15 protein-coding genes are annotated in these 14858 nt (G+C 66.0%); 14 read left to right on the top strand and 1 reads right to left on the bottom strand.

The window, feature by feature from the left end:
* Nucleotides 1–5: 5 nt before the first annotated feature.
* The 9 genes from J8I82_RS20030 (at nucleotide 6) to cysM (ending at nucleotide 8863) form a co-directional block, all read left to right on the top strand.
* Nucleotides 6–416 (top strand): integration host factor subunit beta, encoded by a 411-nt coding sequence (locus J8I82_RS20030; protein WP_209760506.1) that lies wholly within the window; start codon nucleotides 6–8, stop codon nucleotides 414–416.
* A 275-nt stretch (nucleotides 417–691) separates the two neighbouring features.
* The gene (locus J8I82_RS20025; protein WP_209760505.1) at nucleotides 692–1039 is read left to right on the top strand and encodes a LapA family protein; all 348 of its coding nucleotides are present in this window, start codon (nucleotides 692–694) and stop codon (nucleotides 1037–1039) included.
* Between the two features lie 3 nt (nucleotides 1040–1042).
* Nucleotides 1043–2254, top strand: coding sequence for a lipopolysaccharide assembly protein LapB (gene lapB / locus J8I82_RS20020; protein ID WP_209760504.1), 1212 nt, complete (start codon nucleotides 1043–1045; stop codon nucleotides 2252–2254).
* A 37-nt stretch (nucleotides 2255–2291) separates the two neighbouring features.
* On the top strand, nucleotides 2292–3695 hold the full coding sequence (locus J8I82_RS20015; RefSeq protein WP_209760503.1) for a UDP-glucose dehydrogenase family protein: 1404 nt from the start codon (nucleotides 2292–2294) through the stop codon (nucleotides 3693–3695).
* A gap of 79 nt (nucleotides 3696–3774) precedes the next feature.
* Entirely contained in the window at nucleotides 3775–4719 is a 945-nt protein-coding gene (gene rfaE1 / locus J8I82_RS20010) for a D-glycero-beta-D-manno-heptose-7-phosphate kinase (RefSeq protein ID WP_209760502.1), read from the top strand.
* A 27-nt stretch (nucleotides 4720–4746) separates the two neighbouring features.
* On the top strand, nucleotides 4747–5742 hold the full coding sequence (gene rfaD, locus J8I82_RS20005; protein WP_209760501.1) for an ADP-glyceromanno-heptose 6-epimerase: 996 nt from the start codon (nucleotides 4747–4749) through the stop codon (nucleotides 5740–5742).
* A gap of 172 nt (nucleotides 5743–5914) precedes the next feature.
* On the top strand, nucleotides 5915–6286 hold the full coding sequence (locus tag J8I82_RS20000; RefSeq protein ID WP_209760500.1) for a ComEA family DNA-binding protein: 372 nt from the start codon (nucleotides 5915–5917) through the stop codon (nucleotides 6284–6286).
* Nucleotides 6287–6537: 251 nt separating this feature from the next.
* Nucleotides 6538–7839, top strand: a complete 1302-nt coding sequence (locus J8I82_RS19995; protein ID WP_209760499.1) for a solute carrier family 23 protein — start codon at nucleotides 6538–6540, stop codon at nucleotides 7837–7839.
* Nucleotides 7840–7960: 121 nt separating this feature from the next.
* On the top strand, nucleotides 7961–8863 hold the full coding sequence (gene cysM / locus J8I82_RS19990; RefSeq protein ID WP_209760498.1) for a cysteine synthase CysM: 903 nt from the start codon (nucleotides 7961–7963) through the stop codon (nucleotides 8861–8863).
* A gap of 87 nt (nucleotides 8864–8950) precedes the next feature.
* Here cysM and mltB read toward each other — a convergent pair whose 3' ends face one another.
* Nucleotides 8951–10057, bottom strand: coding sequence for a lytic murein transglycosylase B (gene mltB, locus J8I82_RS19985; RefSeq protein ID WP_209760497.1), 1107 nt, complete (start codon nucleotides 10055–10057; stop codon nucleotides 8951–8953).
* Nucleotides 10058–10224: 167 nt separating this feature from the next.
* Here mltB and J8I82_RS19980 point away from each other — a divergent pair, with 167 nt between their 5' ends.
* The 5 genes from J8I82_RS19980 (at nucleotide 10225) to J8I82_RS19960 (ending at nucleotide 14636) form a co-directional block, all read left to right on the top strand.
* Nucleotides 10225–11148, top strand: coding sequence for a histone deacetylase family protein (locus J8I82_RS19980; protein WP_209760496.1), 924 nt, complete (start codon nucleotides 10225–10227; stop codon nucleotides 11146–11148).
* Nucleotides 11149–11160: 12 nt separating this feature from the next.
* On the top strand, nucleotides 11161–11964 hold the full coding sequence (locus J8I82_RS19975; RefSeq protein ID WP_209760495.1) for an enoyl-CoA hydratase: 804 nt from the start codon (nucleotides 11161–11163) through the stop codon (nucleotides 11962–11964).
* A 164-nt stretch (nucleotides 11965–12128) separates the two neighbouring features.
* Nucleotides 12129–13163 (top strand): methionine ABC transporter ATP-binding protein, encoded by a 1035-nt coding sequence (locus J8I82_RS19970; RefSeq protein ID WP_209760494.1) that lies wholly within the window; start codon nucleotides 12129–12131, stop codon nucleotides 13161–13163.
* Nucleotides 13153–13806 carry a methionine ABC transporter permease gene (locus J8I82_RS19965; protein WP_209760493.1) on the top strand — a complete coding sequence of 218 codons (654 nt, stop codon included), beginning with the start codon at nucleotides 13153–13155 and terminating at the stop codon, nucleotides 13804–13806. Before J8I82_RS19970 ends, J8I82_RS19965 begins: the two co-directional genes overlap by 11 nt.
* Nucleotides 13807–13838: 32 nt before the next feature.
* On the top strand, nucleotides 13839–14636 hold the full coding sequence (locus J8I82_RS19960) for a MetQ/NlpA family ABC transporter substrate-binding protein (RefSeq protein ID WP_209760492.1): 798 nt from the start codon (nucleotides 13839–13841) through the stop codon (nucleotides 14634–14636).
* The last annotated feature ends 222 nt before the right edge of the window (nucleotides 14637–14858 follow it).

Below are 14858 nucleotides of genomic sequence, written 5' to 3'. Positions count from 1 at the left end.
TGCCCATGACCAAGTCGGAGCTCGTCGAAAAACTGGCTGCCCGCTTCCCACAGCTGCTGCTGCGGGATGCGGACATCTCGGTCAAAACGATACTCGACGCGATGTCCGAGGCGCTGGCCGATGGCCATCGCATCGAGATCCGCGGATTCGGCAGTTTTGGTCTGAACAAGCGTCCGCCTCGCGTGGGGCGCAATCCCAAGTCCGGCGAGCGGGTGCTGGTACCTGAAAAACGGGTACCGCACTTCAAGGCGGGCAAGGAGTTGCGCGAACGGGTTGACCGCAGCCAGCCGGCGCCCCCGGGCGTCAATGGCAACGGCCTTTCCGTCGGCACGGCCCAGGCTGTGCCGGGCAAGGCGAGCTCCGGCGCCGCTCCGGCGGCGCTGCATGAGGGTGGACTGAACCTGGTCCGCTCCTGAGCATTGCCTTCCTGCCAAGTTGACTGGCAAGTCAAAAAAAGCGCCCTTTGGGGCGCTTTTTTTTGTTCTGCGCTTGCTGGCCCGCGTTGCTCGCGGGCGGCGAGGCATTGCCGCACAATTCGTGTCGGCGTCCGCAGCGCCGCGCGCGTTAGCCTCCCGTAACCGCCGCGTTACCGAATCGAGGAAGTGATTCCGTTACAATGCCGGGGTCATTGCCGGCCCGCGCGCAAGCGCCGGCGTCGCCTAAACGTCACGCTGCCAAGCTGCCTACCTGCATGAAACTGTTCGCCTGGATCGTCCGTATCGTCGTATTCGTGCTGCTGTTCGTGCTGGCGCTGCGCAATACCGCCGACGCTTCGCTGCAGCTGTTCTTCAACGCCGTCTGGCATGCCCCGCTGATCCTGATCCTGTTCGCCGCCTTCGTGCTTGGCGCGGTCGCGGCGCTGGCCTCGGTGGCGCCTGGCCTGATGCGCCAGCGCATGGAGATCGCCAGGCTGCGCCGCGCGCTGACGCAGGTGCAGGCGGCCGCCGCATCCGCATCGCCGCAGCCGGCAGTTGCAAGCACGGCTACGCCGCGCGACGCCAAGCCGGTCCCTTACAACGTAGTCGGCCCGAAAGTCTGATCCATGATGTTTGAAACCTGGTGGTTGCTGGCGCTGCCACTTGTCTTTGGCCTCGGCTGGATGGCGGCGCGCTTCGACGTGCGGCAGCTCATCAGCGAGCAGGGTGCGCTGCCGCGTTCGTATTTCAAGGGCCTCAATTTCCTGCTCAACGAGCAACCCGACAAGGCCATCGACGCCTTTATCGAGGTGGCTCGCCTTGATCCCGAAACCACCGAACTCCACTTTGCCCTCGGCGCGCTGTTCCGCCGCCGCGGCGAAACCGAGCGCGCCATCCGCGTGCACCAGAATCTCGCGACCCGTCCCGACCTGCCCGAGCCGGAGCGCGAACATGCGCTTTACGAACTGGGCCAGGACTTCCTGCGCGCCGGCCTGCTGGACCGCGCCGAGGAGTCGCTGCGCCGGCTGATGTCCGGCCCGTATGCAGCCTCGGCCAAGCGCGTGCTGCTCGAGCTGTACGAGGTCGAGAAAGAGTGGCAAAAGGCCATCGACGCCGCGCGTGAGCTGCAGACGCTGGAGCACAACAGCTACAGCCTGCAGATCGCCCAGTTCTGCTGCGAACTGGCGCAGGACGCGCTGCAGCGCAAGCGCCCCGAGGATGCGGTGAAGTGGCTGAACCAGGCCAGCGAAGAAAATCCGGCCAATGTGCGCGCACCGATCCTGCTGGGCGACGTGGCCGCCGCCGCTGGCGACGCACGTGCCGCGCTCGGCCACTGGCTGGGCATCGAACGGCAGGACGCCTCTTTTCTGCCGCTGGTGGCCGACCGCGTGGTCAAGGCCTATGCCGGCCTGCAGCAGGAAGGCTCGGCGCTGGAGTGGCTGCACGGCCTGCTCAAGGGCAAGCTGGCGCCGGAACTGCTCGACACGGCCTACAAGGCCGAGCTTGAAACGAACGGCCCCGAGGCCGCGGCGCGCCTGATGCGCGAGCAATTGCGGCGGCAGCCCACGCTGCTGGCGCTGACAAAGTACTTCGAGGCGCAGGCAGCCGTGACCTCGGCAGAAGTGCCGGCCGGTGCCGATGCCCCGGCCGAGGACGGTGCCGGCGACCGCGATCAGGAAACCGGCGCGATCCGAGACCTGCTGCAGGCGCGCACGCGCAACCTGGCGCGCTATACCTGCCGCGAATGCGGTTTCCGCGCCCGCCTGTTCTACTGGCAATGCCCGGGTTGCAATCGCTGGGAAACCTATGCCCCGCGGCGTTCCGAGACGCTCGGCTAAGCCCGGCGCGCAGCACCACAGAACCTGATCTGAAGCCATGAAAGTCACCATTATCGGCAGCGGCTATGTCGGCCTCGTCACCGGCGCTTGCCTGGCGGAACTGGGCAATGATGTGTTTTGCCTCGACCTGGACGAAAAGAAGATCGCGCTGCTCAATGCGGGCGGCGTGCCGATCTACGAGCCGGGCCTGCAGGAGCTGATCCAGCGCAACCGCGCCGCCGGCCGCCTGGTTTTTTCCACCGACGTCGCCGCCAGCGTGGAGCATGCCGACGTGCAGTTCATCGCCGTCGGCACGCCGCCGGACGAAGACGGCTCGGCGGACCTCAAGTACGTGCTGGCGGCGGCGCACAATATCGGACGGCACATGACCGGGTTCAAGGTGGTGGTCGACAAATCCACCGTGCCGGTGGGCACGGGCGACCGCGTCACCGCCGCGATCCGCGAGGAACTGGCCGCGCGCGGGCTCGAAGACCTGCAGTTCTCGGTGGTGTCGAACCCCGAGTTCCTGAAGGAGGGCGCGGCGGTCGAGGATTTCATGCGCCCCGACCGCATCGTGCTGGGCTGCAACCCGGACGCCGCCGGCCGCCACGCGCAGGCCACCATGCGCACGCTGTACGCGCCGTTCAACCGGCACCATGAGCGTACGTTCTACATGGACGTGCGCTCCGCCGAGTTCACCAAGTACGCCGCCAATTCGATGCTGGCCACGCGTATCTCGTTCATGAACGAACTGGCCAACCTGGCCGATGAGGTCGGCGCCGATATCGAACTTGTCCGGATGGGTATCGGCTCGGATCCGCGTATCGGCTACAGTTTCCTGTATGCCGGCGCCGGTTACGGCGGTTCGTGCTTTCCCAAGGACGTGCAGGCGCTGATGCGCACCGCGGCCGACCACGGCAAGCCCATGCGCGTGCTCGAGGCGGTTGAGGCGGTCAATGGTGCGCAGAAGCGCGTGCTGGGCGAGAAGATCGTGCGCCGCTTCGGCGACGACCTTGCCGGCCGCACTTTTGCCATCTGGGGGCTGGCATTCAAGCCCAATACCGACGATATGCGCGAGGCGCCGTCGCGGGTCCTGGCGCGGGAGCTGGTGTCGCGCGGCGCGGCACTGCGCGTGCACGACCCGGTGTCGATGGTGGAAGCACGCCGCGCGCTGGAGTCCGACCTGTCCAACCTGCCGGACGCGATGGCGCGCGTCAGCTTCCACGACAACCAGATGGATGCGCTGGACGGCGCCGACGCGCTGGTTATCGTGACCGAATGGAAGGTATTCCGCAGCCCGGACTTCGGCCAGATCAAGCGGCGGCTGAAGACGCCGGTGATTTTCGACGGGCGCAATCTGTACGAGCCCCAGGCGATGGCCGAGAGCGGCGTCGAGTACCACGCCATCGGCCGGCCGGCCCGGCCCGGCCAACCGGCGGCGCACGATTCCGCGAACAAATAGCGCGTGCACGGGTCAACGACTGATCAACCGACATGCTGACGAGGCGGCGCTGGCTGCCTCGCAATCGCCAAGGATCTTCATGAACAAGACCATCCCGCAGGAACAGATCCGGCAGTCCCACATCCTGGTGGTCGGCGACATGATGCTGGACCGCTACTGGTTCGGCGACGTCGAACGCATTTCGCCGGAAGCTCCGGTGCCGGTGGTGCAGGTCAAGCGCAGCGACGAGCGCCTGGGCGGCGCGGCCAACGTGGCGCGCAATGCCGCCGCGCTGGGCGCGCGCGTGGGCATGCTGGGCGTGGTCGGCGACGACGAGCCGGCGCGCACGCTCGAGGCGCTGCTCGCCGACAGCCACGTCGAGCCCTACCTGCACCGCGACCCCAAGCTCAACACCACCATCAAGCTGCGCGTGGTTGCCCACCAGCAGCAACTGCTGCGCGTGGACTTCGAGAACGCCCCGGCGCACGAAGTGCTGGCCGCGGTACAGGACCGGTTCCAGGGCCTGATCAACGACTACCAGGTGCTGGTGCTGTCCGACTACGGCAAGGGCGGCCTGACGCACGTTACCCGCATGATCGACGCCGGCCGCGCGGCGGGGCGCAAGGTGCTGATCGATCCCAAGGGCGACGACTACTCGCGCTATCGCGGTGCCACCCTGATCACCCCCAACCGCTCCGAGATGCGTGCCGTGGTCGGCGCCTGGAAAACCGAAGCCGATCTCACCATCCGCGCGCAGAACCTGCGCCGCGAACTGCAGCTCGAAGCTCTGCTGCTGACGCGCTCGGAGGAGGGCATGACGCTCTACACGGAAGCCGAAGTGCTGCACGTCTCGGCCCAGGCGCGCGAGGTCTATGATGTATCCGGTGCCGGCGATACCGTGATCGCCACCCTGGCCACCATGCTTGGCGCCGGCGTGCCGCTCAAGGAAGCCGTGCAGCATGCCAACCGCGCCGGCGGCATCGTGGTCGGCAAGCTCGGCACCGCCGTCGTCACCTATCCTGAATTGTTCGGCGCCGCCCCGTGACGCGCGGCACCCATTACTGAAGCGACCATGACCATCATCGTGACCGGCGCCGCCGGCTTTATCGGCAGCAACCTCGTCAAGGGCCTGAACGACCGGGGCGAGACCCATGTCATCGCCGTCGACAACCTGACCCGCGCCGACAAGTTCCACAACCTCGTCGACTGCGAGATCTCCGACTACCTGGACAAGGAAGACTTCCTCGAGCGCTTTGCAAAGGGGCAGTTCGGCAAGGTCCGCGCGGTGTTCCACGAAGGCGCCTGCTCCGACACCATGGAGAGCGACGGGCGTTACATGATGGAGAACAACTACCGCTACACGCTGTCGCTGATGGAGAGCTGCCTGGAGCAGGGCGCGCAGTTCCTCTATGCATCGTCGGCCGCTACCTACGGCGCGTCGCAGGTGTTCCGCGAGGACCGGGAGTTCGAGCGTCCGCTGAACGTGTACGGCTACTCCAAGTTTCTGTTCGACCAGATCGTGCGGCGCAGGCTGCCGTCGGCGCTGTCGCAGATCGTCGGCTTCCGGTATTTCAACGTGTATGGTCCGCGTGAGAACCACAAAGGCCGCATGGCCTCGGTGGCTTTCCATAATTTCAACCAGTTCCGCGCCGACGGTACCGTGAAGCTGTTCGGCGAGTACGGCGGCTATGGTCCCGGCATGCAGAGCCGCGACTTCATCTCCGTCGAGGACGTGGTCAAGGTCAACCTGTATTTCCTGGACCATCCGGAGAAGTCCGGCCTCTTCAACCTGGGTACCGGCCGGGCGCAGCCGTTCAACGACATCGCCGTCACCGTGGTCAACACGCTGCGCGAGGCGGAAGGCAAGCCGCGCCTGTCGCTGGAAGAACTGGTGCAGGAAGGCCTGGTCGAGTACGTCAAGTTCCCGGACGCGCTGCGTGGCAAGTACCAGTGCTTTACGCAGTCCGATGTGTCGAAGTTGCGCGGCGCCGGCTACAGCGACGCCTTCCTGACGGTCGAGGAAGGCGTGGCGCGCTACTGCCGCTGGCTGATCGAGCGCAACGGCTGACGCCTGAGCCCCGCATTACCACGATCCCACTGACCGGCCGACACGTTTTCGTGCGGCCGGTGTCAATTTGTGTTGCCGTATGCGCCGCCGTGGCGCGCTGAACCTATCCTGAGCTGGCCTCGCCGCAATGGCGGGGTGGTACTTCACCACCATCCACAGCAAAGGAGCTTTCATGTTCAAGCATTGGGTCTGGCAACTCGTCCGTCGTTTTTCCCTGCTGGCTGCGATGTGCCTGTGCGCGGGCGGCGCCGCGCATGCCGCCATCGACGTCAATACGGCCGACGAGGCCGCGCTGACTTCGGTCAAGGGCGTCGGCCCCGCCACCGCACGCAATATCGTCAATGAGCGCAACAAGCGCGGTCCATACAAGGATGCCGCCGATCTTGCCGAGCGTGTCAGCGGGGTAGGGCCGAAGTCCGTGGCCAGGTTGCAGGAAGGGGGGCTGGTGTTTGGCGCTGCTGCCGCCGCTGCGCCGGCGCCCGCGGCCAAGGCCGCCAAGGCGGCTGCCGCACCGCCGGCCGGCGCCGCCAAGGCAGGCCGCTGAAGCGGCAGCGGACCCTGTCGCCCTGTGCCGGGTCCGGATGTGTCCGGGCTCGTCGTTGCTGGTACGTCTCGTGCTACACCTGTGCGGCTTCGCAGCCATCCGGCTGCGGAGTATCATGCGGACGCCGCGCCGGCAGGACCTGCCGCGCGCGCGTGCCGACCGGCAATATGCAGCCGGTTGGCGGCGATCACCAACCACAATCGCGGCGGCCGCTGACGCAGCGGCCCGCCCGGACACAGGGAGCACAACATATGGCGAATGGCGAGGAGGCGGGTTTTCTGCCGACATGGCAGCTCAAGACCGAAGGGGTAATCGGGCCCGACGAACGGCTGCCGGCCGGCCAGACGCTGCTGGCCGGCATCCAGCATGTGGTGGCGATGTTCGGCTCGACTGCCATCGCGCCTATCCTGATGGGCTTCAATCCCAATATCGCCATCCTGTTTTCCGGTATCGGAACGCTGATCTTCTTCCTGTGCGTGCGCGGCCGGGTGCCCAGCTACCTCGGCTCCAGCTTTGCCTTCATCGCCGTGGTGATCGCCGCCACCGGCTATGCCGGCAGCGGTCCCAACCTTAATATCCCGGTGGCACTGGGCGGCATTATTGCAGCGGGTGCCCTTTACACGGTGATCGGCCTGGTGGTCCAGGCCGTGGGCTACACCTGGGTGGAAAAATTGATGCCGCCGGTGGTCACGGGCGCGATCGTCGCGGCCATTGGGCTGAACCTGGCCCCGGTTGCGGTCAAGGCAGTCAGCGGCTCCTCGCTCGATACCTGGGTGGGCCTGCTGACGGTGCTCGCCGTGGGCCTGGTCGCGGTGCGGGCGCCGGGCATGCTCGGCCGCTTGCCGGTGCTGATCGGCGGATTGGCGGGGTACGTTGCCTACTACGTGGGCACCAGCGTGATGGGGCTCGGCAAGCCGATCGACTTCTCCGGCGTCGCCGCGGCCAGCTGGTTTGGCCTGCCTGCGTTCACCACGCCGGTGTTCGAGGCCAGCGCCATGCTGCTGATCGCACCGGTGGCGATCGTGCTGGTGGCCGAGAACCTTGGCCACATCAAGGCCATTGGCGTGATGACGGGCCGCAACCTCGATCCGTATATCGGCCGGGCGTTTATCGGCGACGGCATCGCGACCATGCTGTCGGCCAGCGGCGGCGGCACCGGCGTGACCACCTATGCCGAAAACATGGGCGTGATGGCGGTCACCAAGATCTACTCCACGCTGATCTTCGTGGTGGCGGCGGCGGTGGCCATCCTGCTGGGCTTTTCGCCCAAGTTCGGTGCGCTGATCCTGACCATCCCCGGGCCGGTGATCGGCGGGCTGACCATCGTGGTGTTCGGCCTGATCGCCGCGACCGCGGGCCGGATCTGGGTGCAGAACAAGGTGGACTTCTCCAGTTCGCGCAACCTGATCACGGTCGGCGCCACCTTGACGGTGGCCGCAGGCGACCTGACGCTGAAGCTGGGCGGCATGACGCTGGGTGGCATCGGTACCGCAACCTTTGGCTGCATCCTGCTGTATCACCTGCTTGGTGAAGGCAACCACGACGCCGATTGAGTCGCGGCGGGGGGAGGCGAGCGGGCGGGGCGCATTTGCGCAAATCCCGCCTGCCGGCGAGGGAAAGGTGACTGGATTACAATGGCCGGCGAACCTGACCTACCATCGCCACCCCTCCCCCATGGCTTACAAGACAATTGAAGACACCATCGGCAATACGCCGCTGGTCAGACTGCAGCGCATTCCCGGTGCCGCCAACGACGCGCGCGGCAATGTGATTCTCGGCAAGCTGGAAGGCAACAACCCCGCCGGTTCGGTCAAGGACCGCCCGGCGGTATCGATGATCGCCCGCGCCGAGGCGCGCGGCCGCATCAAGCCGGGCGATACGCTGATCGAGGCCACTTCGGGCAATACCGGCATCGCGCTGGCGATGGCGGCCGCGATCCGCGGCTACAAGATGGTGCTGATCATGCCCGAGGACCTGAGCCTGGAGCGGCGCCAGAGCATGGCGGCCTACGGTGCCGAGATCGTCCTGACCCCGGTGAAGGGCGGCATGGAATACGCCCGTGACCTGGCGGAGGCGATGGAGCGCGAGGGCAAGGGCGTGATCCTCGACCAGTTCGCCAACCCGGACAACCCGCAAGCCCATTACGAAGGCACCGGCCCCGAGATCTGGCGCGATACCGACGGCCGTGTGACCCATTTTGTTTCCGCGATGGGGACGACCGGCACCATCACCGGCGTGTCGCGTTTTTTGAAGGAGCAGAACCCGGCTATCCAGGTCATCGGCGCCCAGCCGGCCGAAGGCTCTCGTATCCCGGGCATCCGCAAGTGGCCGGAAGCCTACCTGCCCAAGATCTATGACCCCGCGCATATCGATCGCACCGAGCCGGTGAGCCAGGCCGATGCCGAGCACATGGCGCGCCGCATGGCGGCTGAAGAGGGCATCTTCTGCGGCATCTCTGCAGCCGGCGCATTGTGCGTTGCGCTGCGGATTGCCGAGGAAGTGGAGAACGCCACCATTGTCTTCGTGGTGTGCGATCGCGGCGACCGCTACCTGTCGACCGGCGTATTTCCGGCCTGACGTTTCCGGCCAGATTCGGCCGGCCGCGCCAGAAAAAGAATGCCTCGCGCAAGCGAGGCATTTTTGCGTCCGGGTGTCGGAGGTGGCTCAGCCCATTGCCGCCTTGACCGCTTCGCCCAGCTGGTACACCGCCAGCGCGTAGAAGAAGCTGCGGTTGTAGCGCGTCAGCACATAGAAGTTGCGCAAGCCCAGCAGGTACTCGGTCGGCTGGTCCGGCGTGGGCAGGTCCACCACCAGCACGCCGGTTTCGCCTTCGCGCGCCATGTCGATGGGCTCATCCACGCGCAGGCCGGCGCGGGTCAGCTGGTTGAGCGTGCGCGTCGGCCACGGCTCGCCATCCGCCGCCGCGGTGGCGACGCCAAGACTGCCGCTGTCGCCGGCAATGCGCCATGCCACCGGCCGGCCCGCTTCCCAGCCGTGCAGCTGCAGGAAGCGCGCCACGCTGCCGATCGCATCGGTCGGGCTGTTGCGCAGATCGATACGGCCATTGTTGTCGTAGTCGATGGCGTATTCGCGCAGGCTGGTCGGCATGAACTGCGGGATGCCGATCGCGCCGGCGTATGAGCCCAGCACCGAATACACATCGGTGCGCGTATCGCGGCACCACAGCAGGTAGTCGGCCAGCTGGTTGCGGAATAGTGTGGAACGCGCGGCGCGGTTCGGCGTGTCGGGGTAGTCGAAGGCGAGCGTCGACAGCGAATCGAGCACGCGGAACGTGCCCATGTCGCGGCCATAAATGGTCTCCACGCCAATGATGCCGACGATCACCGAGGCGGGCACGCCGAATTCGGCCTCGGCGCGGCGCAGCGTGTCGCGGTTGTCCTGCCAGAAGCGCACGCCGGCATTGATGCGGATCGGCTCGATAAAGCGCGAGCGGTAGGCGCGCCAGCTTTTGCGCCCGACGGTGGCGGGCGGCATGATCAGCCGCACCACGGTCGAGGAATAGACCGCCTGGCCGAACCAGTCTTGGAGCGCGCCGCGGTCGAAGCCATGGCGCGCCACCATTTCATCGATAAAAGCGCGGGTTTGCGGATTGTCGCGGTAGCGGCCGGGTTCGATCTCTTCTTCACGCACGCTGACGCGGCGCTTGCCTGCGGCGAGAAGGCTGGGGGAGAGGCCGCAGAGTCCGAGTGCGGCAGCGGAAAGCGCGGCGCCCAGCAGGGGGCGTCGCAGTGAGCGCTGGGTGTCGGTCATGGTGTCCTTTGCAAGTCGCTCCGAGTATAGCGGATGCCACTGCAGCGACCCGGCGCGACCCTGCGCGAACCGCCTCAACCGCGCGCCCGCCGCGAGGACGCGCATTGGGTGGCAAGGCCCGCCCTGTGCTAACGTAGCGAATGGAGACAACCGAGCGACGATAAGAGATGCCGACAGGCTATTACACGCACCCCGAGTTCCAGCGGCACGAGATGGGGCATTTTCATCCCGAGTGTCCGGAACGCCTGCAGGCGATCGAGGATCACCTGATTTCGCACGGCCTGGACGGGCTGCTGGAGCGCCGCGAGCCCACGCCGGCCACGCGCGAGCAGATCGAGCGCGTGCACCGGGCCGAGTATGTCGATTCTCTGGAAAGCACCAGCCCGGCCAGCGGCTACTACCCGATCGATCCGGATACGTCGATGAACGCCCACACGCTGAGCGCGGCCAGGCTGGCCGCCGGCGCCGCGGTGGCGGCGACCGATGCGGTGATCTCGGGCGAGTTCGAGAACGCCTTCTGCTGCGTGCGCCCGCCCGGCCACCATGCCGAGCCGGACCGCGCCATGGGCTTCTGCTTCTTCAACAACGTGGCCATTGCCGCACGCCACGCGCTGCAGGCGCATGGGCTGGAACGCGTCGCCATCATCGATTTCGATGTCCACCACGGCAACGGCACCGAGTCGGCCTTTCGCGGCGACGAGCACGTGCTGATGTGCAGTTTCTTCCAGCACCCGTTCTATCCATACAGCGGCACCGAGCACCTGGCGGCCAATATGGCAAACATCCCGCTGCCGGCCTACACCAACGGCATGGCCGTGCGCGAGGTGGTCGAGACCATCTGGCTGCCGCGCCTGCACGAGTTTCGCCCGCAGATGCTGTTCATCTCGGCCGGCTTCGATGCGCACCGCGAGGACGACCTGGGGCAGATGGGCCTGGTGGAACAGGACTATGCGTGGATCACCGGCCAGCTTGTCGACGTGGCGCGCATGTACGCGCAGGGGCGCATTGTCAGCTGCCTGGAAGGCGGCTACAACCTGAGCGCGCTCGGCCGCAGCGTGCTGGCCCACCTGAAAGTCCTGCTGGAACGATAGGAGGCATCCGTCATGGCCGAGAACGATGCGCGCGTGGACGCGCCGCTGCTGACCGAAACGCGCGATGCCGCGGGCGTGGTGCGCGTGACCATGAACCGGCCGCAGGCCTTCAACGCCTTGTCCGAAGGCCTGCTGGATGCGCTGGCCGAGACCTTGCGCCGGCTCGCCGCCGACGACACCGTGCGCGTGGTGGTGCTGGCCGGTGCCGGCAAGGCCTTCTGCGCCGGCCATGACCTGCGCGAGATGCGCGCGACACCGTCACACGACTACTACCGGCGCCTGTTCGACCGCTGCACGCGCGTGATGATGGCGATCCAGAAGATGCCACAGCCAGTGATCGCGCGGGTGCAAGGCATCGCCACCGCGGCCGGCTGCCAGCTGGTGGCGATGTGCGACCTGGCCGTTGCCGCCGCCGACGCGCGCTTTGCGGTGTCCGGCGTCAATCTCGGCCTGTTCTGCTCGACGCCGGGCGTGGCGCTGTCGCGCAACCTGCACCGCAAGCAGGCGATGGAAATGCTGCTGACCGGCGACATGATCGATGCCGCCACCGCGCGCGAGCGCGGGCTGGTGAACCGCGTGGTGCCGGCCGCCGCGCTGGACGACGAGGTGGCGCGTCTGGCCGCCAGCATCTGCGCCAAGCCGGCAGCGGCCGTCGCCGCCGGCAAGGGACTGTTCTACCGCCAGCTTGAAATGGGCATCGAGGCCGCCTACCAGCTGGCTGGCCAGACCATGGCCTGCAACATGATGGATGACTCCGCGCTGGAAGGCGTGCAGGCCTTCCTCGACAAGCGTGCGCCGTCCTGGCGCGGCGAATAGTCGACTTGCCGGTGTTCTTTATGCCGAGTGAGCATAAAGACATCGGTAAAAATTCGTTTATGTTATGAAGCGAATCGCATAAAATACCCGCTTTACAAAAATAAGTGCGGCAACAGCGCTCGAGACAACCTCGCCTGTTGCCGTTTTCTTTTGGTCACCTTTTCATGATCGAACTGCAAGGACTGTCGCAGCGCTTCCCGGGCGCGTCTGGCGACGTGCATGCATTGCGGGACGTCAGCCTGTCGATTGCAGCGGGCGAAGTCTTCGGCATCATCGGCCGCAGCGGCGCCGGCAAGAGCACGCTGGTTCGCGCCATCAACCTGCTGAACCGGCCCAGCAGCGGCCGCGTGGTCGTCGCTGGCCAGGATCTGACCGCGCTCGACAATGGCGCCCTGCGCCTGGCCCGGCGCGAGATCGGCATGATCTTCCAGCATTTCAACCTGCTGTCGTCGCGCACCGTCTATGACAACGTGGCGCTGCCGCTGGAACTGGCGGGCAAGCCCAAGGCGGAAATCGCCGCCACCGTGCTGCCGCTGCTGGACCTGGTCGGACTGTCAGCGCTGAAGGACCGCTACCCGGCCCAGATCAGCGGCGGGCAGAAGCAGCGCGTGGGCATTGCGCGCGCGCTGGCGAGCCAGCCCAAGGTGCTGCTGTCTGACGAAGCCACTTCGGCGCTGGATCCGGAAACCACCCGCTCCATCCTGGAACTGCTCAAGCAGATCAACCGCGAGCTGGGCCTGACCATCGTGATGATCACGCACCAGATGGAGGTCATCAAGCAAGTGTGCGACCGCGTTGCCGTGCTCGAGGCCGGCCAGGTGGTCGAGCAGGGCCGCGTGATCGACGTGTTCCTGCGTCCGCAGCACGACGTCACCCGCGCCATGATCGGCGATGTCATTTCGCAGGAGCTGCCGGCAAGCGTGCTCAAGCGCGTCGAAAGCCGGCTCGGCAACGGCCGCGACCACGTCTACCGGCTCGCGTTCACGGGCGAGGGCGTCGACCAGCCGGTGCTGGCGCAGGCGATCCGCCGCTACGGGCTGGACTTCAATATCCTGCACGGCCATATCGACGAGATCCAGGGCCAGGCCTTCGGCTCGCTGGCGATCATGGCCACCGGCGAGCTGCCCGACGTGAAGGCGGCGATGGAATACCTGCAGGCGCAAGGCGTCGTGGTGGAGGAGTTCGAGCATGTGGTCTGAAATGTCTGACCTGTTCCTGACCTCGTTCAACGAGACGCTGCTGATGGTGGCGATCTCGGGCGTGGTCGGCTCCCTGCTGGGCGTACCGCTGGGCGTGCTGCTGCACCTGACCAACCGCGGCGGCGTGCTGTCGCACCCGCTGTTCAACCGTACCATCGGCGTGGTGGTCAATGCGGTGCGTTCGATCCCGTTCATCATCCTCCTGGTGGTGGTGATCCCGTTCACACGCTTTATCGTGGGTTCGTCGATCGGCACCACCGCGGCGATCGTGCCGCTGACCATCGCGGCGATCCCGTTTATTGCCCGCCTGGTAGAAAGCGCGCTGCGCGAGGTCGACAAGGGCCTGGTCGAGGCCGCCCAGTCGATGGGCGCGACGACCGGCCAGATCGTGTGGAAGGTGCTGCTGCCCGAGGCCATGCCCGGCATCGTTGCCGGCCTGACCATCACCTTCGTCAGCCTGGTCGGGTACTCTGCCATGGCCGGCGCGATCGGCGGCGGCGGCCTGGGCGACCTGGGCATCCGCTATGGCTACCAGCGCTACATCACCGAGGTGATGGTGGCGGTGGTGCTGATCCTGATCATCTTCGTGCAGGCGGTGCAGAGCTTCGGCGACTGGGTGGTCCGGCGCATCAGCCACCGCTGAACCAAACCTTTTTCGAGATAGGAACGTACATCATGCAACGTCGCAACCTGCTGCAATGGATGCTCGGCGCCGCGCTCGGCGCCTCGCTGGCTACCGGCGCGATCGCCCAGGAAAAGCCGATCAAGATCGGCGTGACCGGCGGACCGCACGCCCAGATCATGGAACAGGTAAAGAAGGTCGCCGCCAAGGACGGCCTGAACATCCAGGTGGTCGAGTTCAGCGACTACATCCAGCCCAACGCCGCGCTGGCCGCCGGCGACCTGGATGCCAACAGCTACCAGCACCTGCCTTACCTGGAAGCCCAGATCAAGGACCGCGGCTACAAGTTCACGCACATCGCCTACACCGTGACCTTCCCGATGGGCGTTTACTCCAAGAAGATCAAGTCGCTCGACCAGCTCAAGCAGGGCGCGCGCGTGGGCGTGCCCAACGATCCGACCAATGGCGGCCGCGGCCTGCTGCTGCTGCAGAGCAAGGGCGTGATCAAGCTCAAGCCCAACGCCGGCCTGAAGGCGACACCGCTGGACATCGCCGAGAACCCAAAGAAGGTTCGCATCGTCGAGCTGGACGCCGCGCAGCTGCCGCGATCGCTGGATGACCTGGATGCTGCCGCGATCAATGGCAACTACGCGGAATCGGCCGGCCTGTCGCCGACCAAGGATGCGATCGCCATGGAGGGCCCGAAGGGTCCGTACGCCAACCTGATCGCAATTCGCGAGGCCGACAAGAGCAAGCCGTGGGTGGCCAAGCTGGTGAAGGCGTACCACTCGCCCGAGATCAAGCAGTACGTGAATTCGACCTTCAAGGAATCCGTAATCACCGCCTGGTAAGCGCGGTTAAGTACCGGTCACTTTGAGGTTTCCGTCCAATCAGACGATGCGCGTAAGCCTCAATTTCCGGCACAATCTCCTGACGGCTGGTGATGCCGGGCTATGCCCGGCATCATTTTGCCGATAAAATAGTACGATCGTTCGAAAAATAGGAGAGCCGCCAACCCGGTGGTTATAATGACGAGCGAACAAAATTTCTGACTATCAGCTATCAGTGGAGTG

The organism is Cupriavidus consociatus, assembly GCF_017814975.1.
Taxonomy (GTDB): Bacteria; Pseudomonadota; Gammaproteobacteria; order Burkholderiales; family Burkholderiaceae; genus Cupriavidus; species Cupriavidus consociatus.
This window is presented reverse-complemented; position numbering and strand designations above follow the sequence as displayed.

Bases quoted from the DNA above. Each gene is read 5' to 3' on its own strand.
- cysM (WP_209760498.1), top strand. From the start codon at position 7,961: ATGGCTTACAAGACAATTGAAGACACCATCGGCAATACGCCGCTGGTC.
- J8I82_RS20015 (WP_209760503.1), top strand. From the start codon at position 2,292: ATGAAAGTCACCATTATCGGCAGCGGCTATGTCGGCCTCGTCACCGGC.
- J8I82_RS19970 (WP_209760494.1), top strand. From the start codon at position 12,129: ATGATCGAACTGCAAGGACTGTCGCAGCGCTTCCCGGGCGCGTCTGGC.
- J8I82_RS19960 (WP_209760492.1), top strand. From the start codon at position 13,839: ATGCAACGTCGCAACCTGCTGCAATGGATGCTCGGCGCCGCGCTCGGC.
- mltB (WP_209760497.1), bottom strand. From the start codon at position 10,057: ATGACCGACACCCAGCGCTCACTGCGACGCCCCCTGCTGGGCGCCGCG.
- J8I82_RS19980 (WP_209760496.1), top strand. From the start codon at position 10,225: ATGCCGACAGGCTATTACACGCACCCCGAGTTCCAGCGGCACGAGATG.
- J8I82_RS19995 (WP_209760499.1), top strand. From the start codon at position 6,538: ATGGCGAATGGCGAGGAGGCGGGTTTTCTGCCGACATGGCAGCTCAAG.
- J8I82_RS19975 (WP_209760495.1), top strand. From the start codon at position 11,161: ATGGCCGAGAACGATGCGCGCGTGGACGCGCCGCTGCTGACCGAAACG.
- lapB (WP_209760504.1), top strand. From the start codon at position 1,043: ATGATGTTTGAAACCTGGTGGTTGCTGGCGCTGCCACTTGTCTTTGGC.
- J8I82_RS20030 (WP_209760506.1), top strand. From the start codon at position 6: ATGACCAAGTCGGAGCTCGTCGAAAAACTGGCTGCCCGCTTCCCACAG.
- J8I82_RS20000 (WP_209760500.1), top strand. From the start codon at position 5,915: ATGTTCAAGCATTGGGTCTGGCAACTCGTCCGTCGTTTTTCCCTGCTG.
- J8I82_RS20025 (WP_209760505.1), top strand. From the start codon at position 692: ATGAAACTGTTCGCCTGGATCGTCCGTATCGTCGTATTCGTGCTGCTG.
- rfaE1 (WP_209760502.1), top strand. From the start codon at position 3,775: ATGAACAAGACCATCCCGCAGGAACAGATCCGGCAGTCCCACATCCTG.
- J8I82_RS19965 (WP_209760493.1), top strand. From the start codon at position 13,153: ATGTGGTCTGAAATGTCTGACCTGTTCCTGACCTCGTTCAACGAGACG.
- rfaD (WP_209760501.1), top strand. From the start codon at position 4,747: ATGACCATCATCGTGACCGGCGCCGCCGGCTTTATCGGCAGCAACCTC.